Source organism: Sphingobacterium sp. B29, from assembly GCF_001952815.1.
In the GTDB taxonomy this organism is placed as follows: domain Bacteria; phylum Bacteroidota; class Bacteroidia; order Sphingobacteriales; family Sphingobacteriaceae; genus Sphingobacterium; species Sphingobacterium siyangense.
On sequence record NZ_CP019158.1, the window covers coordinates 1,399,981 to 1,423,154 of the forward strand.

Annotated in this window: 10 protein-coding genes; all 10 read right to left on the bottom strand. The window is 39.8% G+C overall.

The window, feature by feature from the left end; genetic code table 11:
• Window positions 1-7: 7 nt before the first annotated feature.
• The 10 genes from BV902_RS27655 to BV902_RS05955 all read right to left on the bottom strand — a co-directional run bounded on the left by BV902_RS27655 (window position 8) and on the right by BV902_RS05955 (window position 23,150).
• A complete protein-coding gene (locus BV902_RS27655; RefSeq protein ID WP_216640436.1) occupies window positions 8-925 on the bottom strand; it encodes an ABC transporter permease in 918 nt (305 codons plus the stop codon).
• 33 nt (window positions 926-958) lie between these two features.
• The gene (locus BV902_RS05915) at window positions 959-3,349 is read right to left on the bottom strand and encodes an ABC transporter permease (RefSeq protein ID WP_075991156.1); all 2,391 of its coding nucleotides are present in this window, start codon (window positions 3,347-3,349) and stop codon (window positions 959-961) included.
• Window positions 3,350-3,400: 51 nt separating this feature from the next.
• Window positions 3,401-5,794: an ABC transporter permease gene (locus tag BV902_RS05920; protein WP_075991157.1), complete on the bottom strand. Its 2,394-nt coding sequence runs from the start codon at window positions 5,792-5,794 to the stop codon at window positions 3,401-3,403.
• A gap of 39 nt (window positions 5,795-5,833) precedes the next feature.
• A complete protein-coding gene (locus BV902_RS05925; RefSeq protein ID WP_075991158.1) occupies window positions 5,834-8,218 on the bottom strand; it encodes an ABC transporter permease in 2,385 nt (794 codons plus the stop codon).
• Between the two features lie 90 nt (window positions 8,219-8,308).
• Window positions 8,309-10,669 (bottom strand): ABC transporter permease, encoded by a 2,361-nt coding sequence (locus BV902_RS05930; RefSeq protein ID WP_075991159.1) that lies wholly within the window; start codon window positions 10,667-10,669, stop codon window positions 8,309-8,311.
• A gap of 100 nt (window positions 10,670-10,769) precedes the next feature.
• The gene (locus tag BV902_RS05935) at window positions 10,770-13,160 is read right to left on the bottom strand and encodes an ABC transporter permease (protein ID WP_075991160.1); all 2,391 of its coding nucleotides are present in this window, start codon (window positions 13,158-13,160) and stop codon (window positions 10,770-10,772) included.
• A 215-nt stretch (window positions 13,161-13,375) separates the two neighbouring features.
• Window positions 13,376-15,739 (bottom strand): FtsX-like permease family protein, encoded by a 2,364-nt coding sequence (locus BV902_RS05940; RefSeq protein ID WP_075991161.1) that lies wholly within the window; start codon window positions 15,737-15,739, stop codon window positions 13,376-13,378.
• A 32-nt stretch (window positions 15,740-15,771) separates the two neighbouring features.
• Window positions 15,772-18,153: an ABC transporter permease gene (locus tag BV902_RS05945; protein ID WP_075991162.1), complete on the bottom strand. Its 2,382-nt coding sequence runs from the start codon at window positions 18,151-18,153 to the stop codon at window positions 15,772-15,774.
• Between the two features lie 69 nt (window positions 18,154-18,222).
• Window positions 18,223-20,631, bottom strand: a complete 2,409-nt coding sequence (locus tag BV902_RS05950; RefSeq protein ID WP_075991163.1) for an ABC transporter permease — start codon at window positions 20,629-20,631, stop codon at window positions 18,223-18,225.
• Between the two features lie 47 nt (window positions 20,632-20,678).
• Window positions 20,679-23,150 carry an ABC transporter permease gene (locus BV902_RS05955; protein ID WP_075991164.1) on the bottom strand — a complete coding sequence of 824 codons (2,472 nt, stop codon included), beginning with the start codon at window positions 23,148-23,150 and terminating at the stop codon, window positions 20,679-20,681.
• Between the last annotated feature and the right edge of the window lie 24 nt (window positions 23,151-23,174).

Sequence of the window (23,174 nt, forward strand, 5' to 3'; positions counted from 1 at the left end):
GTAGCAATCAATAGCATAAAGAGTGCAATAGCACTAAAAATATAAGCGTAACGTATATCCCCCGAAGCGCTGAGTCGTAGTTGAAATTCGAATATAGATGGATATCTGTGAGCGGCTGTAGGTAAAGACCAATCTTATTTCCCGTTTTCTTGTATTCTTGGTAACTCATGCCAAAACCTGCCATAAATTGTGTGGCAACATGTTTGTCGAATAGCGTGGCTAAGTTTTTTTCGAGCTTTTCACGTGATGCATTTTTCGAAAGCAGCGCATAAGTATAATATTCGGAGGTCATCCACGAATCTGATCGTGAATCTTCCAGTGCATCCAAAGAGGTAAATACATCAAAATGAAAATGGGAGTTTTGAGGGACATCTTTGATTACGCCAGTGATTTTGAGGATATTTGGACTGTCTTTGATGATGAGGTCTCGACCGACAACATCGTTTGTGCCGAAGTATTTTAAGGCGGTGGATTCTGAAATCACTGCAGAATTTGGGGAAGAAATAGCTGTAGACAAATTCCCTTTAATAAAAGGGAGCGTGAAAATTTTGAAGAAAGAAGCATCCACGAAAGCCATTTTTTCTTCGTGAAATACTTTATTATTGACGACAAATAGGGGGGATCCACCGATTCGTAGTCGTGCAGTTTCTTCAACTTCGGGCAGCTCTGACTTCATAGTCGAAGCTACTGGTGGCATCACATGTGCCTCATTGATCGTTCCGCCCTTTACTGTTCCTCTGAAAACAACACGTACAATACGGTCTGCATGCTCGTTGTAACGATCAAAACTAAATTCATCGGTCACATATAAGCTGATCAGCAGGCAGGTTGCAATTCCCATGGCCAACCCAACGATGTTGATAAACGAAGTGGAGAAATTGCGGGTTAAATTTCTCCATGCTATTTTTAAATTATTCTTGATCATATTGAGGCCCCCTCTATTACTATAAATGAATATTTACTCGTTTCGTAAGCTATCTACTGGATTGTTTAGTGCGGCACGTATTGTTTGGAAATTGACAGTAATGATGCTGATTAAAAAGATGGCAAGCGCGGCAAGGATAAAGAACCACCATTGTACGCCCACATTGTACGCATAATCTTCGAGCCATTTTTTTGAAAAATACCCCGCTATTGGACTGGCAATAAAAATAGCCAAGGTGGATAAGATGAGATAATCTTTTGAAAAGAGACGTGATATGTCGAGCACTGTTGCACCTAGGACTTTGCGTATGCCAATCTCTTTAGTACGCTGTTCGAGATTTTGCATAATCAATCCTGTGATTCCTAAGGCGGAGATCAACAATGTCAATGCACTGAATAGGATAAACAATTGCACTTGCTTGCTCTCTTTTTCATATTGTTTTGCAATCAAATCATCTATCCAATGGAAGGAAACGTGTTTATCAGGATAGGTATTTTGTATAATTTGAGATACCGATCGAAAGATTTGTTGTTCTTGTCCTTTCCCTACTTTTATCAGCATATTGCCGCTTCCGTTAAAATCTTTTGCCAAAATTACTGTTGGTACTATTTTGCTACGAAAAGACTCACTATGGAAATCTTTAATGATTCCGACGGGGATAATTTGAAGGTCTTTATACAGGATACCGAGTTTGTCTATCCCAAGCTTTTTTGCCGTACTTTCGGTCACAAGGGCATTATTGATACCTTCGTCTTCTCCCAGATCCATTTCAACATGCGTATAATCTTCAGGAGTCAATAATCGACCTTTAACCAACTGGATTCCCAAAGTTTTGGACAAATCGACATCGCCACCGATGAAACTGACTTGGATATTTTTCCCTGGATCGTCCTTGTCAACGATTGTCTTGGCAAGGTAGCCTGACCCGATTGTCGGCGTCCAGGCAGCGACGCTGACCGATTCAACCCCGGTAAGTTGACCAATGCGATCTTTTATATTTGTATTTTGTGTACCCTTGTTGAAATAATCAATGTTTAGCACATTTTTGACTTCCATTCCCAAGGGAGCTGCTTGCATATAGCTGAGTTGGGACTTGATTGTTATAAGGCCAATGATGACGATAATGGCAATGCTGAACTGTGTTGTGATAAGCATTTTTTTGATAAAGACTTCTGCATGGGGAATTTTTGATAGCTTATTTTTTAAGGCATCTGAACTCTTAATACCGGAGATCAGCCATGCTGGATAAAAACCAATTAGCAGGCCAAGGGCAATTGCAGTCATGATAAATGCCAATAGCAACGGGAGCTGTATGGATTTAATATAAGCGAGATCATAGCCTATAAAGTGCTCCAGTTGGGACAATCCAAGTCTAAAGAGTACCAAACTGCATAATGCAGAAATAAAAAACAGTAGGATTGTTTCTATCAGCATTCGTCTGATCATCTGGGATCGGCTGGCCCCCAATACTTTATGTATATGAAGTGCTCTTAATTTTTTAACTGTTCTTACAGCGTAAATATTAATAAAATTGATGCAGGAAATAATAAAGACCAAAACGGCAACACCCACAAATATGTTTGTTGTTTTTTGGTTGCCGCTGATATCTGCACTGCCTAATGGCTCCATATATATATCCTGAATAGGCTGTAGGCGAAAGGAAGTCACATGTTTTGTGTTAGGACTGAGGTACCCTTTATACCAATGATTTAGTTTCTGCTCGAGATCTATTCTTGGTGTCCCGGGTTTTAGCTGTACAAATTGTTCGGTGTAGTAGCCTGAGCCATCTTTGCTTAATTCCATCGATATTTTGGGAACTAAAGCAATGGCGGAAGCTCTGAGCGTTGAATTATAGGGAAGATTATCCATAACACCCGTAATGATATAATCGGATGGCTTATCGGTATAGGGGTCGGCACTTTGGATGACTTTGCCGATGACATTTTCGTTCTTAAAGTACTTTTCTTTGAATTCTTTGCCGATGAGCAAGTTTGTTTTTCCTTGGACCAGCTGTTTGGGATTGCCTTCGAGAACCTTGATGCTCAACATATCCAAGATATTTATTTCCGACTCCAAAACTTGTATGCCTATGGACTGTGCTGAGCTTGCATGCGGTTTTAAATAATATTTTCTGGATTCTATCCGAGCCTCATTTTGAATCTCCGGAAATACTTGTTTGAGTTCCGTACTTAAATTAACGAATGTTCTGGACATTTGGCGTTCAAGGCCAGCCGTTGAATCTATGGTCACAATCCGAAAGAGATGATCCGCATTTCTCCAGCTTTTGTCATACGAATTTTCTTCAATGACAAGAGCAAATACGAGAAGGCACAAGGAAAAACCAATACTTAAGCCCAAGATATTGATCCAGGTATATTGTCGGTTGCTAATGAGGCTGCGAAAAGTAAGTTTGAATGAATTCATGCCTTTCTTTATGGTTTAAAACTATACGAAACAATGTTGTTAAACTTTGGGCTACTCATCGCGTAAACTGTCAACAGGGTTGCCTAATGCAGCCTTAATTGCTTGATAGCTTATCGTGGCCATACTGATCAGAATAGCCAATAGTCCAGCAATGACAAAATAATACCACTGTATCTCAATTCGATAACTGTAATCTTGTAACCATTTATCCATGGCCCACCAAGCGATAGGTGTGGCGATAAAAATTGCGACCACAACAAGCTTAATAAAATCGATCGAAAGCAAAGAGGTTACTTGGGTGACACTTGCTCCAAGAACTTTGCGGACAGCAATTTCTTTCATGCGCGTTTCGGCCATATAGGCGATTAATGCCAGTAAACCCAGACAGGAAATAAAGATCGTCAATCCAGCAAAGATCATGGCCAGTGTACCTATAGCTTTTGTCTCCTTAAATTTTTCTTCGTAGGTCTTGTCAATGAATTGATATTCAAAAGGGTAGTCTGGGTTGAACTTTTTAAAGATTGACTCAATCGTTTTTAAGTTGTCTGCGATGTCATTGTTTGGATTTAAACGATAATGGATCGTTGTAAACCAGGCTTGTGGTCCTAATATCACCATAGGTTTATTGTCTCCAAATGGCGATCCCATAATGAAATCTTTGACCACTCCAACTACGGTCCATTTTGTTCCATCGCCATCCACAATGCTATTGACCGGGTTTTTGAGGTGCAAACTTTTTACTGCGGATTCATTTAAAATCAAGGCAGTACTGTCTGTAGCAAATTTATAGATATCGATGTCGCGGCCTTGGATCAATGTCAAACCAAGGTTCTTTACAGCATCGGCATCGGTACTAAAACGGTTATAGGAAATGCGTTTGTCCTGTTCCGTTGGTGTGCCGGAGGTAAATCCCCAGCCATTGCTATAGAAATCGGTTACCGGCGACATGTTTTTCGAAACAGAAACAACTGCGTTGCTGGCTAACAATTCATTTCTAAGAATTTTGTAATTCTTCTCGAGGTCACCTTGGATACTGCTATAAAGTAGCCCATTTTCATTGTAACCTCGGTCGCGCTGTTTGGTATGTTGGATTTGTTTCGCGACAATGACTGTTGCGATAATCAATATAATAGCGAGACTAAATTGAATGACGACTAAGAGCGAGCGAATACTAAGGCCTCTTGTTTTAGAAACAAATTTCCCTTTCAAGGTCTTGATAGGCTGAAATGAAGAAAGGAAAAAGGCCGGGTAGGTACCCGCTAACACACCCGTAAATAAGGCAAAACCAATTAAAAAAAGCCAGGTTGGTAAGTTTAATAACGATAGGCTAAGCTGTTTTCCCACAAGCTCGTTAAAAAATGGCAGGACCATAAAAACAAGTATAGTTGCGAGTACCATGCCGATCAGGCTAATTAATATGCTTTCAACCAGGAACTGCGCCATTAGGCTTGTCTTATTTGCCCCAATTACTTTGCGGACACCAACTTCTTTTGCACGGCGTTCGGAACGTGCCGTACTCAAATTCATAAAATTGATGCTTGCCACCAATAAAATAAATACACCAATCCAAGCAAATAGCTTGACGATATCGATACGTCCGGAAGTATAATTTCCTCCTTTTCCGCTATTGTAAAGGAAAGAATCTGGATAGGGGAAGGCAAAAATCTCACCCGTATTTCTTGCAGAAGTATAACCGGCAGCTTTATTACTCGTATTGATATGATCTCTCAGATAGGTTCTGATTTTGTCGTTAAATGCGTTGACTGAAGCACCTTCTTTTAACAGGACATAAGTAGTTATTGAATTATTGCTCCAGTTATCGTCTACGTAACCGATTATTTTTGCATATTCAAATGGGAGGAGGATGTCAAATTTGAAACTTGAATTACTCGGAAGATCTTTAAGTATAGCTTGCACGGTGACTTGATTAACCGAGTCTATCCGAACTGATTTTCCAATGGGATCTTCATTTCCAAACAGCGCTTTTGCGTAACTTTCCGTAAGCACAAGACCTTTGGGATGATCAAATCTCACATTCTGTTCTCCTTTCACAAAAGGCAAAGAAAACATTTTGAAAAAATCAGGATCGATGAAAACAGTATTTGCGATCAGTTTCTTTTCATTGAAAGTTGTTAAAAATTGCGATCCCTCATTATATCTGGTAAAAGCTTCGATATCTGGAAAATCTGCAGCCAATGAGGGCGCTAGTATTTTAGGTGTATAGGCCCAGGCTGATTTTTCGCCTTGAAATTCGTCACGATTACTCAATACGTGCAGGCGATCACCCTTCTCATGAAAGCGGTCCATGGTTAACATGTTCTGCAACCAAAGTGCTATAAGTAATGCTCCGGCCATACCGATCGCCAATCCGATGATGTTAATCAGGGAGAAGGATTTGTTTTTCACCAGGTTGCGCCACGCGATTTTGATATAGTTCCTTATCATAATTATATTAGCTGTTATCTATGATAGTTATAAGATTCTTTATTCGTCCCGTAGACTTTTGACAGGATTGGCTCTTGCTGCTTTAACAGCCATTGTACTGACTGTAAGTAAAGCAATCATTATCGCTAATGAGCCCGCCAATGCAAATATCCACCACTGTATATCTACGCGATGTACGTAGTCTGCCAGCCATTGATTCATAATCCACCAAGCGATAGGAGAGGCGACGAGCAGTGCAATACCTATCAGTATAATAAAGCCTCGGGACAATAATGTAATAATTCCGAATACAGAGGCGCCAAGTACTTTTCGGATACCGATTTCTTTTTGTTTCTGGATCGTTGCAAAAGAGACTAGTCCCAATAAACCCATAGATGCTATCAGGATTGCGAGTCCTGAAAATAAACCTGTCAGCGTCATTGTGCGTTTTTGACCGGCAAATTTTAAAGCATAATCGTCATCAATAAAACGAATATCTATGGGATAATCTGGATTATACTTTTTGATCAGGGATTGGATACCTTCTATATTCGCCAATAGGCCTTTAGCAGTATTTAACCGGATATGAAAATAATCGGCATAACCCATAGGGCCTTGGATCATCATAGGTTCGATATCTTGATAAGGAGATTGCAGCACAAAATCTTCGATAACCCCTACTACATGATAGGTACGTTGGTATGCCGTACCTTTGGATACCGTAACTGGTGTGCCGATGGGATAGGACAATCGCATCTTAGCAACAGCAGCCTGGTTCAGTAGCAACGCATTGGAATCAGAGGGGTGTGTATAAATATCGATATCCCGTCCTTGTACTAATTTGATCCCCATTGTCTTGATGAAATCACAGTCTGTCGCCATATTGTTGAATACGACGTCATAGTCTTCTGGCCGGTCATTGGGCCAGGAGTATCCCCAGCTATTACTTCCCGAACGACTGATGCGCCCCCAGGATTTGGTCATACTACTGGCAATATTTTGTTGGAATACTTCATTCCTTAAAGCCTCATAGTTTTTATTTAAATTTCCCTGAAGTGGTACATATATCAAGTTGTTACGGTCGTATCCGCTATCTCGATGCTCCCCAAAGCGTATCTGTTGACCGATTATAAATGTACATATACCTAGACCTATCGATATAGTGAACTGCAAAGTAACGAGTATTTTTCTGGGTTGAAGGCCTGATTTAGATGGTAAGACATTTCCTTTTAAGGTTTTTACTGGATCAAAAGCCGATAATACAAAAGCAGGATACAATCCCGCGCAGAGCGAACAAAAGAAGATAATGGCGAGGAATAGGCAGGAGAAAAACAGCGGATGATCCATGATTACAAGATGTCCGCTGATAAGCTTATTGAAAGACGGAAGCGCCAAGAGAATAAATAATAGCGCCAAGACTCCGGCCAGAAAGGTTAAAATAAACGATTCTAATAGAAATTGTTGAATGAGCGATTTTCTAGGCGCACCCACTACTTTACGTAAGCCTATTTCCTTGGCACGTCTTTCGGCTCCTGCGGTGCTTAAGTTTATAAAGTTGATACAAGCTATTAGGAGGATAAATATTCCGATCAGTCCAAATAACTGTAGCGTGGTAATATTACCTGCGACCATTTGTCCGTTGACCGATTTATTGTAAAGATGCCAACGGCTAGCTGGATAGAGATATATGGTCGCTTTTGTGGTCCTGTTGGTGTGTTTGGAAACCATGTTTTCGATGTTCCTGTTGACAGCGTCCACTGTTGCCCTTTCTTTTAGAAGAGCGTAAGTTTCATGGTTATAGGCTGTCCACGAATCACTAAAAGTCATGCCTGTTTTGGCCCGGTAATCCAATGAACAGAGGAAGTCATTTCCGTAGAATTTGGAGTTGGAGGGAATATCCTCAATAATTGCTTCGACAGTTAAGGAAACAGTGGTATCCATTTCGACTCGGCGTCCAATGACATCAAGCTTACCGAATAATTTTTTTGCAGTAGATGCAGTTAGCACCAAAGCATCCGGACGGGACAAGGGAGAATCTGAGTTTCCGGCTAGAATTTTGAAATCAAAAAGTTTTAAAAAAGCAGAATCTACAGCGACACCTGAGGCACTTAAGCTTGGTTCGGCATCATGATGGATACGATGGTCAATCTTCCACGTGCGCACCACCTGTTCTATCTCAGGGTGTTCCTGCTTTAAGAACGGGCCTAGTACATGTGGTGTATTTCCCCAGGTATGGTGACTGCCATCAAATACATCGCTTGTATAGACTTGATATAGGCGGTCTGTGTTGGTGTAAAAGCGGTCAAATCTTATTTCTGAGTTGATCCAAAGGGCGATTATCAACGAAATCCCCATACCTAAAGCTAAGCCCAGAATATTGATAAAGGAATATCCTTTGTTCTTCCATAAGTGACGCCACGCGATTTTGATATAGTTCCTTATCATGGTTTTAATTTTTCGTTTTGCAGCGCTTTGTTCGATTGAAGCGAACCAACTGTCGCTCTATTTTTTGCTTTACGTACTTAATTTTTGCGCTTATTCGTCTCTCAATGTCTTTACGGGATTACTATTGGCAGCTTTTATGGCTTGTGTACTTACTGTAAAGAAAGCTACGAATAAGGCGGAAATTCCTGCTAGTGCAAAAAACCACCATTGTATTTCAATCCGATAAGAAAAGTCCTGTAGCCATTTGTTCATTGCCCACCAAGCTATTGGCGAAGCAATTAGAATGGAAATAATGACAAGCTTAACAAAATCTTTCGATAACATTGCGGTAATTCCAGTTACCGAAGCGCCGAGTACCTTACGAATGCCAATTTCTTTGGTCTTTAATTCAGCAATATAAGAAGCAAGACCAAATAGCCCCAGGCAAGAGATGAAAATAGCCAATCCTGAAAAAATGAATGCGAGTTGAGCTGTCTGTTGCTGATCTTTGAATTTAGCTGCAAATTTCTGATCCACAAACTGGTACTCGAAGGGGTAGGCCGGATTGAACTTTTTAATAATTTCCTCAATTTGCTTTAGGTTCATTTCCATCGCTCTGTTTGGACTGGTGCGTATAACCATATTCAACATCCAATTTTTTGAAGGATAAATCAGTAAGGGGGTTATTGGACTATAAGGTGACCCCGTAATATAATCATTGATTACACCAACGATAGTATAAGTTTTATCGCCCCATTTGAGATAGCTTCCTATTGGATTTTCCAGTTTCATTTCTTTGACAGCAGCTTCATTAACTAGTACAGAAGCACTATCTCCCGGTAGCCTGCCATAATCGATGTCTCGACCAGCAATGAGCTTTAATCCAAGAGTTTTAACAAGGTCACTTTCAGTGCGTCCAAGTTCAAAACCCATTTTCTTTGCTTGTTCTGGGTTAGCTCCAGGCCATAGGAAACTACCTCCGGAACTGGCTCCATTTTTAGTAATTGACCAGCCCGTACGAGTAACAGCTTCGGCAATGTTAGCAGTGATCAGCTCCGACTTAATAGCCTCATAATTCTTTTCCATACCGCCTTCAATGGGTACTTCGATAAGTTGTGAATTTTCATAGCCTATTTCACGCTGGCTGGCATATTCTATTTGCTTGCGTACGATAATGGTTGCTATAATCAGTATAATAGCAATACCAAATTGAAATACAACCAGTAATTCTCGAAAATTCAGGGAAAACTTGTTTGTCCGTCCAAATATTTTGAGCGATTTTATCGGTTTAAAAGAAGAGAGCACGAAAGCAGGGTATAGTCCTGCAAGTATCCCTGTAAGGAAAATAAAACCAATCAGGGAAAACCAGATCGATGAATCTGAAAATGAAAAGATTAATGCTTTATCTAAAACCTGGTTAAATAGTGGAAGAGTCAGTATTGTCAATACGATAGCACATGTACCTGAAATAAAGGTTAACAATAAAGATTCGGAAAGAAATTGTATGATTAAATGGAAGCGTTGGGCTCCTACAACTTTTCTTACTGCAACTTCTTTTGCTCTTTTTTGGCTGCGGGCTGTACTGAGGTTGATAAAATTGATACAGGCGATCAATAATATTAATAAACCTATTCCCGCCACCAATTTAACTTGATCTATTTTTCCGCCAACAGCAATACCCTGCTCAAATTTTGAATACAGATGCATTTTGGACATTGGATAGAGGAACATGGAGCCTTTTATTTCATGGTTTGTTTTTTTGTTGATTATATTATTTAGCTTTTTATTAAAAAGATCAACATCGGTTCCTTCTTTTAGCTTGATATAAGTATAGAAAGTGTTTGAACCCCAGCCAGATGAATAGGTTTCGGCTTTTTCTAAAGGTATCAGATAGGTAAAGTCGAAACTTGTGTTACTGGGGAGATCCTGCATAATTGCCGATACCCTATACAGTTCTTTATTGTCGAGAAGAATCGTTTTATCTATTGGATCAGTTTTGCCAAATATGTTGTTAGCAAGACTTTCCGTCAGGACGATATCTTTTGTATCTTTTAGAGCCTTCTTGCTATTCCCTTTAAGAAGTTTGAAATCAAATAATTCAATAAATGCTGGATCGACTTCATTTCCCTTGGATTTAATCTTCTTATCGCCAAAAGACATCAGGGCGGTACTGCTCCAATACATCCGCGCAGCGCGTTCAACCTCGGGGTAATCTGCTAGCAGAGCCTGACATGCCGGTGCCGAAGTGATATCGTTTACGTAGATTTTTTGCTGATCTTCATATTTGTTCCAAAGTTTATATATGCTTTCCTTATTGCTGTAAAAATTGTCGAATTGCAATTGATTTTTTATCCATATACCGATGATCAGTACTGCTGCCAATCCGATAGAGAGTCCAATAATATTAATCGCAGAGTACCCCTTGCTTTTCCATAGGTTCCGCCATGCTATTTTGATGTAATTTTTAAGCATATCTGTCGTATTAGGTATCGATAAATAGAAAAAACTTGAATTTTAAAGGTCCAGCTTGTTATTTATCAGGTGTCTTTATTTTTATTAGCTACTAAAACAATTACTCATCTCTTAAACTATCAACCGGGTTTAGAATCGCAGCCTTTATGGTTTGAAAACTAATGGTGATAAATGATACCAATAATGCACTTATCGCCGCCACAATAAATACCCACCAGTCTAGCGTGATGTGGTAAGCAAAATTCTCTACCCATCGGTGCATGGCATACCAGCCTAAGGGTACACTGATCAATACAGCACACAGGACCAGGGCCATAAAGTCAACACTCAATATGTTGACAATCTTGATCGTTGAAGCACCTAATACTTTACGGATACCAATCTCTTTAAAGCGTTGTTGCACAGCATACGCTGATAGTGCAAATAGTCCCATACAGGCGATAGCAATTGTAATGATGGAAAATAACTGCATTACCCGTGTTGTTTGCTGATCTTTGAGATATAACTTGTTATAATCATCATTGAGAAAGTGATATTCAAAACTGTTTTTTGAATCAATATCTTTTATAACAGCTTTGATCTGCGCAAGAACATCTTTTACCGGCGACGTCGGATTGAGTCGAATGAAAATATTGCCGAAATAATCATATTCTGGAAAAAGTACAATTGGTTTGACTTCGTTGTGTAATGATGCAAAGTTAAAACTCGCCACAACTTGTTTGATACTGCCCTTACGTCCGTTCAAATTGATTTTCTTTCCAATAGCCTGTTCAGGAGTAAAACCCATGGCGGATGCCGCAAGTGTATTCACTACAAACCCATATTCTGGTGAAATAGTGTCTTGCGCGCGCAAAATGTCCGCATCTGACAACGGTGCGCCGGCGACAGATGGAATATGAAAAACGGATACGAAATCTTTTTCAATCGGAATTGCAGTGACATCCATATCAAAATCATTGGGTTGGCCTTCGACCTCCCTAATGCTGTAGCCTCCTTGGATATTGACAGGATTGTCATACGAAGCAGTAACGCCCTGGACACTATTGAGCTGCATTAGCTTTTCTTTTAATAGCTGCCTTTCTTTATCTTGCCATCCTCGGCCATCAATGACCAGCATATCAGAGCGATCCAATCCAGTGTTTTTAGACTGGATAAAATCCATCTGTCTACCCGCAAATAAGGTGCAGATAATAAAAAATATAGAGATACTGAATTGAAAAGTAACGAGCACCTTGCTTAATGATATACCATGTCGTTTTTCAGTTAGTTTCCGCTTAAAAATGGAAATAGGTTTTGAACTAGCAATTGAATAGGCAGGCCAGCCACCCGACAGAAGCGTCAACAAGGCTATGAAAACAAGTAAAATCGTATAAAACCGAGGGTCTGTCCATACGGTTAATTTCATTTCGGTACCCATAAATGAACTGAATACGGGTAACAAAAGTACTGTAGTCAGAAGACTAAAAGCAACGGCTAGAAAAACCATGAGGCTACATTCAAAAAAGAACTGAAAGAATATCGTTTTCTTTGCTGCACCCAGAACTTTCTTGACACCGATTTCTTTCTTGCGTTCAAGCGCATGCGCTAATACCAAATTTGTAAAATTGATGCAGGTTAAAATAATAAGCGCAGCACCTAACGCCAGTAAAATATAGATATAAGTAATGTTTCCTGTACCTGCTGCTTTGGAGTGAAGATGGATATCGGTCAGCTTTTCTAGGATAAATCGAAATTGATAGCCCTGTTTTGTTGCTTCGGCGAATTTTGATTTTGTCATTTGGTCCAATTTCTGTTGGATCGAACCGAACTGATCTTTGTTTTTGAGGAGCGCTATAGTTATATCATTTGCAGATGACCAAGCCATTTCTTTGTAGCGTTCTAATCCTTTATTGGAAAGGAGTGCAGAGAAGTTCAACTGTGTATTTGTGGGCAGGTCTGCAATGATACCTGTGATTTTCCAGTTGACTTTGTCAATGGATAGTGTCTGACCGATGGCCGACTGATTGGGGAAATATTTCGCCGCGAGCTTTTTTGTTAAGACAATCTGATTTGGTTCTGCTAAGGCTGATCGTGAATCACCTTCGAGAAAGGTATAACCTAAAGTTTTAAAAACATTTTGGTCAGCATAAAGTAGGCCTTTTTCAGTTATTAGTGCCTCTTTGGATTCTATTTTACCGCCTTTGGAATAGCTGTAGAATCTGGTTGCCTGTTCTACATCCGGAAATTCAGCTTGTAAAGCAGGAGCTAAACCTGTTGGTGTTACCGCAGAATTTACTTCTTCCGTGCTATTGGGTGCTTTATAAGTGAGGCTAATATAAGCTAGACGGTCTGCATTGGGAAGGAAACGCTCATAACTGGATTCATGATAGATGTACGCTGCCAACAATAGAAAACATGTTATTCCGATGCTGAGGCCAAACATATTTAAAAGAGAAAAACCTTTGTTTTTTCTGATATTCCGCCAAGCAATTTTAAAATAGTTCTTTAACATGGTTATGAGCATTTAGACTGTTAATTAGGCTATATTCTTGTCACTTAGCTCGCTTTAGTAGAAGGCTCCGTTATTCGAAAAATAGCAAAGCCAAGTAGTTCAATTCGTTTGCCATAAATATAATGTATTGATTTTTAAGTTTTTGGTGTGTTTTTATGGTGGTTTTAAATGTTCGGAAACGGACAGTATAGTGTCCGTCCCCGAACAAATTGGTCTTATTCGCTTCTTAAGGTTTTTACAGGATTTGCTAATGTTGCTTTAATCGCTTGGTAACTAACGGTTAATAAGGTGATGATTAGCGCGGTTAAGCCTGTGATAGCAAAGACCGTCCATGTAATTGATATGCGGTAGACATAGTCTTCGAGCCATGATTCCATGAGGAGATAGGCTAAAGGGGCTGCGACTAAAAAGCCAATGCCTGTGAGCCAAATGTATTCTGTGGAAAGTAGCCGCCACAAGCCAAGTTCTGACGCACCCAATACTTTACGAATGCCGATTTCTTTTTCTCGTTGCTCCGTAAGAAAGGAAACCAGCGCGTAGAGACCAAGACATGAAATGAGTATGGCCAACCCTGTAAATAAACTGGTCAAGCTCTTGATCATTTCCATCTGTTGAAACTCTTTGGCATATTCCTGATCCGTAAATGTATAATCAAAAATAAGATCAGGGTCTATGCGATTGAACGCTGTGGAAATCGCTTTTAGGTTTTGTTTGAGGTCTTGATTTTCATCCAGTTGAAGCGTTATTTTATTCTTTGGTAAAAATTTTAGAAAATAAGCCGTCGGTGTAATGGATTTGAAAGGAGATTCGGAAAGCGTATTTTGAATAATACCCAAGATGTGGTAATTGATACCGGCACGTGAAAGCTGTTTGCTGTTTAGATCGGTAACCCCCATAAATTTGGCCGCCGCTTCGTTCAGAATAACAGCAGTTGAATCTGTTTTGAAATCTTTTGAGAAATTGCGTCCTTTTATAAAATTCCACTGTACAGTATTCGCGAAGTTTTCATCTACGGTGAAGATCCCCATGATCGCACCGTCTTTGGAATCATTACCTTGCCAATTAAAGCCACCACCTGTTAAGGATAGGTGGTTCACAAAGTTGGAAGAAAGGGCGGCATCTGCCACAAGGCGCTGACCGATCAGCTCTTTTCGAAGTACATCAAAGTTTTTGACGATAGTTGAATTGGATGAAGTAATGTTTATCAAATTTGAACTTTTATAACCTATTGGACGATCCTTTGTGTAATGCAGTTGCTGAATCACCAGATAAGTGGATATCATCAGAAAAATAGAAATAGCAAATTGCACGATGACCATTGCCTTTCTACTTCTTGATCCGCCTTTTCGGCTGTTGATTTTACCTTTAAGGGCAAGAATAGGATTAAATGCCGATAAAAATAACGCCGGGTACATGCCTGCTAAAAGACCTATAACGCCTATTCCTACTAAGGAGTAGCCATAGAAACGAATATCGGTAAAAGGGATATGCAGTGTCGTATGTGTAATCGTTTTGACCCAAGGCAAAAGCAATGTCGCGAATAGAACAGCTAACAAAAATGCGCAGGCTACTGCGAGGATGGATTCCACAAGAAAGCCAGCAATAAGCTGCCGGCGATTGACGCCAACAGATTTTAAAACCCCGATTTCTTTTCCTCTTTTTAAGCTTCTCGCCGTACTCAGGTTAATAAAATTGATACTGGCCAATAAAATGATGAATACGCTTATCCAAACAAACATCCATACATATTGAATCTGTCCGCCTACGTTCTTTCCATTCTTGAACGAATCATATAAATGCCATTTGGACATCGGATGTAACAGGATCTCAGGTTTTATATCCGTCAGTTTTTTGTTGATGATATTGGTTAGTTTATTTTCCAAAGCGGGAACAAAGGCATCATTGTCGATTTTGGCGAAAGTGCTGAAATAGCAGCTGGACCAGCTTTCTTCAATACCTTGGTCTTTTGCAATATAATCGACAAAGGGCAATACATAATCTAAGCCATAAAAAGTGTTGTTGTCAGGAATATCTTTATAAACACCTTGAACAGTATACTGTTCTTTGCCATTCAATTGAATTGTTTTCCCGATGATCTCTACCTTATCGAACAGTCGTTTTGCTAAGGATTCTGAAATTATGATGGTCGATGGATTGCTCGGTGTGGTACTATTTCCTTGTACAGATTCGAGAGAAAATAATTCGGCAAATTTTCCCATGGCGTAAAACCCCGGTGCATTAAGCTTCTTATCACCTACCTTAAGATTATTGCTTTCCATATTCGTGATCAGTGCTGCATCTTGCATTTCATTTTTGAAATCAGACGCGATCGTTTTGACCAAAGGAATAGGGGTGGAGCGATCAGTAGATTTCTCATCATTGAAAGTCCCGGTCATCATGACCTGATAAATATGTTGATAATTGCTGTAATGCTTATCAAAAGAAAATTGTTTCAGTACCCATAATGTACTTATCAGGGCAACAGTAAACCCCAATGCTAATCCCAAAATATTTATTGTTGTGTTTAAGGGACTGCGCTTCAAATTTCTCAGCGCTGTTTTTAGGAATAATCGAATCATTTTATGCTGTTGTTTTGGTTCTCAAATATAAACTATTCATCGTGCAAACTTTTTACAGGATTGGCGTATGCCGCTTTGATGGACTGGAAACTCACCGTAAATAATGCAATAGCAATGGTTATCCCCGCCGCATATAGAAATATGGTAAATGGGAGAGTCGTTCTGAAAGCAAAACCATCGAGCCAATTTGTGCTGAAATATACAGCGATTGGTACTGCGATGACATTGGCTAAAATGACTAAGAGTAAAAATTCCTTGTTTAATAATTGTATAATACCGAATACCGTTGCGCCAAGGACCTTTCTGATACCAATTTCTTTGGTCCTAACCTGTGCGGTGTAGGTGCATAGTCCTAAGAGTCCTAAGCAGGAGATGACGATGGCAATCAGGGCAAAAAAATTGAATAAGGAGCCTTGTTTCTGCTCATTCGTATATTGCTTTTGATAGCTTTCGTCCAGGAAGCTGTAATTCATCGGCATATCATCATAATAACTTTTCCAGATCTGTTGCAAGGAGTTTAATGCGGATTTTGTACCAGAAGTTGTTGTTTTAAGGTATAGCTGCCAGCAATCTTTTGGGCTATATTGAAAGACCATAGGCTCAATCTTTTGTCTGGCGCTCGCATAATTAAAGTCTTTTACAACCCCAATAATAGTTCCCGGAACTGTTCGAATGCGTAAACGTACGCCAATCGGATCTTTTAAACCCATTTCCCGCGCTGCCGATTCATTGATAATGAAATGGGTTGAATCGGCTATGGAGCCTGTGAAATTACGACCTTGCGTAAGTTTTATCTTAAAAAAGTCGAGCGCCGATTGATCGGAATATGTCATATTGAACCAAAGATTGGATTTGCTTGGCTTTCCTTCCCAATCGTTGTCCCCAGTTGAAGCACCACCATAAACCATGTCGCGGCCAAGACGAATAACATCATCAATATCCTTATTTTTTAGAAGTTCGGTTTTGACAGCATCAAAATGTTTGGACATTTTTGGCGCCATAGTAACGGAAATAATATGATCCTTTTCGTAGCCTAAATTTTGATGTTTTATAAAATCCAATTGACGGCCAATAACAATTGTTAAGGTGATAAGAATTATAGAAACAGTGAATTGCAGGACAACCAGTATTTTTCGTGCACTGGAATTTTTTATGGTAAATCGACCCTTCAATACCTTAATTGGATCAAACTTCGATAAAAGCAGGGCAGGGTATACACTAGTAAGTACTAGTGTTCCCAAAAGCATAATCAGTACGCTTATCCATAACGTAGGATTAAAGAGCTGTAGCGAAATCTGCTTCCCTGAGAAATTATTAAATAGGGGGAGACCAATAAATACGAAGGCAAGTGCCAATGTTGATGCAATGACAAATAGTATGGTTGTTTCCAATATAAATTGGAAAAAAAGTTCCTTTCTACCTGCGCCGATAACTTTACGTATCCCCACTTCTTTGGCGCGCGACAACGACCGTGCAGTAGAAAGATTGATATAGTTAATACTTGCTATTACAAGAATCATAATCGCTACACCTATAAAAACTCGAACATTGTCAATTCCTGCATCACCCCCATCCATTTGGTAGAGATGCACCTTTGCGAGTGCTTGTGTAACGTAGGGGACAGGGGCATCCTCAGGTTTGTTCCTTTCGTGTATCGCCTGAAGCTTTTTTGAAACTGTAGCAAGATTTGCATCAGGCCTCAGCAGCAGATAGGTTTCGAATGAAAAATTGGACCAATCTTCATCCATGGAAGATAGAAAGGTCTTATTATCATAGGTCGTTTTATTTTTGATGTAGGCTTGCTCATTAAATCTCGAAATGGGAAGCAGAACCTGAAATTGAAAAGTAGAGTTTTCAGGATAATCAGCAATGACACCTGATACAACACAAAGGTCCTCGATACCTAATGTTACGGTTTTTCCAATTGGATTTTCATCACCGAAATACCGACGTGCCGTGCGCTGGGTGATTACAATGGAATTGTTGTCAGGGAAGGGTTGTTTTGAATTTCCCTGTAGTAGCGGAAAATCGAAAACCGTAAAATAACTGGGGTCTACAAACGCAAAATTCTTTTCGTTAAATCTCTTCTCTTTATGTTTAAGTGCAGCATCTCCAATTTTGAAAATACGTACTGCATCTTGGACTTCAGGAATTTCCTTTTTTGCAAAATTTCCTACGGGAGCAATGATGGATCCAAAGATTCGTTTTGATATCCCCGTTCCCCCTTCTATTCCAATTTTGTAAATGGAGCGCTGATGTTTATGGAATCGGTCAAAGGACAGCTCATCTTGTATCCATAGCAATAGGAATATCCCCACAACCATTCCTGCTGTTAATCCTAAAATATTAATGGCACTGTAGAATTTATTAGAAAAAATACTTCGCCATGCGGTTTTGATGAAGTTCTTTATCATTGTTATGGGGGTTTAAGTTCTTAATACATGTTATGAATACACATAAGCCTATCTCTTTTACTCGCTGATTTACTCATCCCTTAGACTATTGATCGGGTTTGCTTTTGCTGCAAAGACACTTTTGGTTGATAGTACAAGACTTGCAAAGGCAATCAACCCTACGGCTGACAGCCCAAAAATCCAGGGACTTATTGTGGTTCGGTAAACAAAGTCGTTCAGCCAGCTATGCATAAAATAATAAGCAATTGGAAAAGCTACCAGACAGGCTATTGCAACCAGTGATAGCAAATTCCGAAGCAGTAAAAATGTGATCTGGAAAACAGAAGCCCCCAATACTTTGCGAATTCCAATTTCCTTTGTGCGCTGATTTGCCGTAAATATGGCAAGTCCAAATAAGCCTAATCCAGCAATTAGCACAGAGAGTCCTACTGCCCAAGAAAGGAGCTTAGACAGCTGCTTCTCTTGCGTATAGAAGTTCTGGATGACCTCATCTACAAACCGTAGGTCCAATTCATCATCAGGGAACACCGATTTGTAGCTTGATGTTATTTTATCAATGGCGTTTTTCCAGTTTTCAGGATGCGATTGATCCAAGGCAATATGGAGTACATATCCTTCTTTACTGCCTGTATAAAGAACTGGTTTAACCCCTTGTCGCGCTGAAGACAAATCAAAATCCTCCATTACACCAACGATGATGTTCTGTCCATTTTCGAAGGTTTTACCAATGGCATCCTGCGGGTTTTTGATATGCAGTAGTTCAAGTCCTTTTCTATTGATCAACATTTCACTTGTTGAATCCAATAAACGGATATTTCTTCCCGCTAAAAGCGGAATCTGATAGACATCTAAATAGTTTTCATCACCCGATCGGCTATCAAAAGTCAAGGATTCCTTATTTGGCGATTGATCGTAAGCGATTGCGGTAGTCATCCAGCCATTCATTGCAGGAGCGATATTCCCAAAACTTATGGCCTTGATATCTTTTAGCTTTTTGAGTTCATTTTTAAGAACTACACCTTTTGCCGAATTTTGGAAAGCTCCAGGAATATAGAGATTGACAATAGCATCTTTCTGGAAGCCCATATCTTTATGAGTAACATAATTTATTTGGCGAACGACGATAAGCACGCAGATCAGGAAAGCCTGGGCCATGACAAACTGGAAGATGGTCAGTGCTTTGCGTATCCATGCACTTCGGGAAAGATTCGTGTTCTTTCCGAGCTGGTTTTTGAGCGCTAGCACCGGAGCATATCCTGTCAGTACCCAGGCAGGGTAAAATCCGGCTAGTAAGGTTACTAAGATCAATTGTCCAAATAGAAAGAAAACAATAACGCTTTTGTCCAGGCCTTCCATGCTTAGGTTTTTCGGAATAAATCCTTCAAAGACATGTAAGAACAATGGCAATAATAAGACCGCAAGTACTGTTGCGGTCAAAGTTATCAGAAAAGTTTCGATCAAAAACTGTTTGATCAATGTAGTTTTAGAACTACCCAACGTCTTACGAATACCCACTTCTTTGGCTCTTTCGATGGATTGCGCCGTGGATAGGTTGATAAAATTTACGGCCCCCAGGGCTAAGAGGAAAACTGCAAGTAAAATAAGGTTGCGTAGTGCTTCCGGATGGGTGGCGTCATAATTAAATCTTGTATCAAAATGTACATCCGCCAATGCTTGTAATTCAAGCTTATCGTTAATTTTCTCCCCTTCTTTGTATTTATATTTTTTAAGGAGATTCGCGATATTACGCGCTATTAAAAGAGGGTTACTTTGCGCTTTTGTTTTGATGAGCACCTGATGTGAATCCGATATGCTGTTCCAAGCTTCCCACGTATACATGTTTTTTAGATTGTTATCCTGAGGGATCGTCGACTCAGCGATGAAGCTTTCAAAATTGAAATCCGAATTATGCTGCGGATTTTCAATTACACCAGCGACCTGAAGTGGGATACTATCTGCATAGATGATGGTTTTGCCAATCACATTTGCAGGCAGTTCTTTTCCATAAAATTTTTCTAATGTTTTCTCTGTAAGGATAATATTTCCGGATGAATTCAAAGCTTTAGCGCTTCCAGCCAACAATTTTGAAGGGAAAATATCGAAATATTGGCTGTTCGTGAATACCATCTTCTGTTCTTTCGGGAAAGTCTGGAATTTGTCTGTTGCCAGAGAAACTTTTAGCTTTTGGACATGGCTTCGATAAATCGGGACTACAGCCTCCAAGTTGGGTAACTCTGCTTGCATGGTGCGTACCAACGGTACGTAGACGCCGGCATTTTTGAACTCTCCGTTATTGACAACACGATAGACCTGTTGTTGATTGGGAACATGTTTGTCAAAACTGTAGTCGTATTGGATCATCAGGAAAATAACCAGCGTCGCGGTAATACCAATCGCGAGACTCGTGATATTGATGAACGTGATCAACTTATGTTTTTTAAAAAAACGATAGGCTGTTTTAAGTGAATTTACAATCATTGTTATTTCGTTTTTTGTTAATCCTCCAATTTGATATACTCGTGTTGCTATTCGTCCCGTAAGCTATTGACAGGATTTTGGATAGCCGCCTTGATCGATTGAAAACTAATGGTCAGTACAGCCGCAAATAATGCAAGCCCAGCGCCTAAAATAAAAGGAGTTGCCGTAAGATCGATGCGGTAGTAAAAATCTTCCAGCCACTTGCTACACGTCCACCAGGTCAATGGTGCGGCAATTAGGATACTGATTAAAATGAGCTGTACGAAGTTCTTAGCCAATAAATGAAAGATACTTGGAATACTTGCACCCAAAACTTTACGGATACCGATCTCTTTGCTGCGTTGGAAAGCCGCAAGGGTAATCAGCCCAAAGAGACCCAAACAACCGATTAAAACAGCAACAATTGTACTCACGTTAATTAATTTGGCCAGATTTTGCTCTTTTTGATAAAGAGAAGCGATCGTTTCATCGTAGAATTTTATTTCTATCGGGAGTTCCGGAAAAAACTGTGTATATACTTTATTGATCGCTTGGATACTGGTTTTCCATTCTTTGCTGTTTCCCGATAGTTTTATATTGAAGGTATAAGCACCGCGACTAAAACTGCGCAAAGCCAAAGGTGTGATCTCTTTATAGAATTCCTGGGCATGAAAATCTTTAATAACGCCAACGATCGGGAAGGTACTGTCCTCTTGACCAATTGACTTCCCGATGGCATCTTGAGGGGAATTGAAACCGAATGCCTTGACAGCAGATTCATTGATGATATAGGCATTGACAGTATCTGATTGTGGTAGGTTATTTCCCGCGATTAGCTTCATGTCATATACAGCTATATAATTCGGATCTGCATTTTTAAAGAAAATATCGGATGAAATTTTCTCTTTTAAGGTAGGGTCTTGTCGATGAAACCAAGAGGAGGAGTAATTGTTTGTCAAAGGCTTGCTGCCAATTGAGGCTGCCGAAACACCTTTTATTTTTTGGATCTCATGTAGGAGTGTTTGTTTCTTACTTTGATCCAGTTTTTCCTCATAAAATTTGTTGATGAGCTTGGAAGGTAGATCGAAAGTAACAACAGCATCTTTGTCGAATCCCATATCTTTGTTGAGGGTATAGGAGAGTTGCTGGCCGACAATGAGTGCTGAAACCGTAAAGAATTGAGCAATAAAGAACTGGAATACAATCAACGTTTTCCGAAGGTTGATTTGTGTTTTTCCGATTTGGAACTGCTTGCCGGCACGAAATAAGTTGACAGGCTGTACCTTTTTAATTAACCAAGAAGGATATGCCGAGGAAATTAAAGTCGTTACGGTCAGTAAAATTGCGATAAACAGCATTGATGTCGTCGAATTGGTAAAATCCTTTACTTTTTCCGGAATCATTTCCTGGAAATATAAAAACGCTAGTTTGGTCAGAAAGATGGAGATAACAAGTGCAATGGCAATTGTAAATAAAGATTCAAAAATAATTTGGCTAACCAATTTTCCCTGGCTACTTCCCAATGTTTTACGGACACCGATATCTTTACTCCGTGCTGGAATTTGTGCCGTACTAAGATTGATATAGTTGATACAGGCCAAAAGCATCAGAAAAGTAGCTACGGCAATTAACCCATAAATAACGGTTTTACTTGTTCTTTCGGCGTACCATTCTTTTATATGGACTGCAAAATGGGAATCTTTTAGGGGCATGACAACAACCTTACGGTTGTTGTCAAACTTCGATTTTCTTTCCTGGCTGAATTCCTGCCATTTTTTTTGTCCGATTTTATTGATAGCAGCCTGGATTGGAAGGTCTTTTACACCATCTTTTAATCGGATATAGAGTCTGTCGGAACCATTGGTATTCGTCCAGACATTGAGTGGATAAACTTCCTCTTTAAGCAGTACGAACTCTGTACCATTGAACTCTGTATTGAAGCCGAGGTCGTCAACAATTCCGGCGATCGTTTTGGGGATACTGTCGTTGTAAAAGATGGTTTTGCCAATTAAGCCCTGTACAGCCTGGTTTGGGAAATAAATGGCAGCCCTTTTTTTTGTCAGTACAATGTCGTTGGCAGTTGAAAATGCTTTCTCAGGTGAACCTGCTAACCATTTGTAGCCAACGAGCTTGAAGTAGTCGCTGGTGGTCTCCGTCACATTGCCTTCAGCCTCATCAAAGTCCTCGACAAGTTTTTGATTTTTTTGTCCCTTGTTGATTGTGACAGATTCCATTTGATAATTTCTGAATGCTGGAGCGACCAGTTCCACGCCCGGAATTTCTTTTCGAATGGCCTGATAAAACGGCTTGGCCAATCCCCCATTGTAATTATCCTTGCCATCATTTTTAAACTGAGAAATGATCCGATAGGTTCGATCAAGCTGAGGAACTCCAGTTTCAAAACTATACTCATAATTGACAATCTTAAATATGACCCAACATGACGTAATGCCGATGGCTAGTCCAATAATATTTAATAGGGAGAATAGTTTATTCTTCCAAAGTTGTCGAATTGCCGATTTTAATAGGAGGTTGTTCATAGCTGGAGTATCGTGATGGGATTA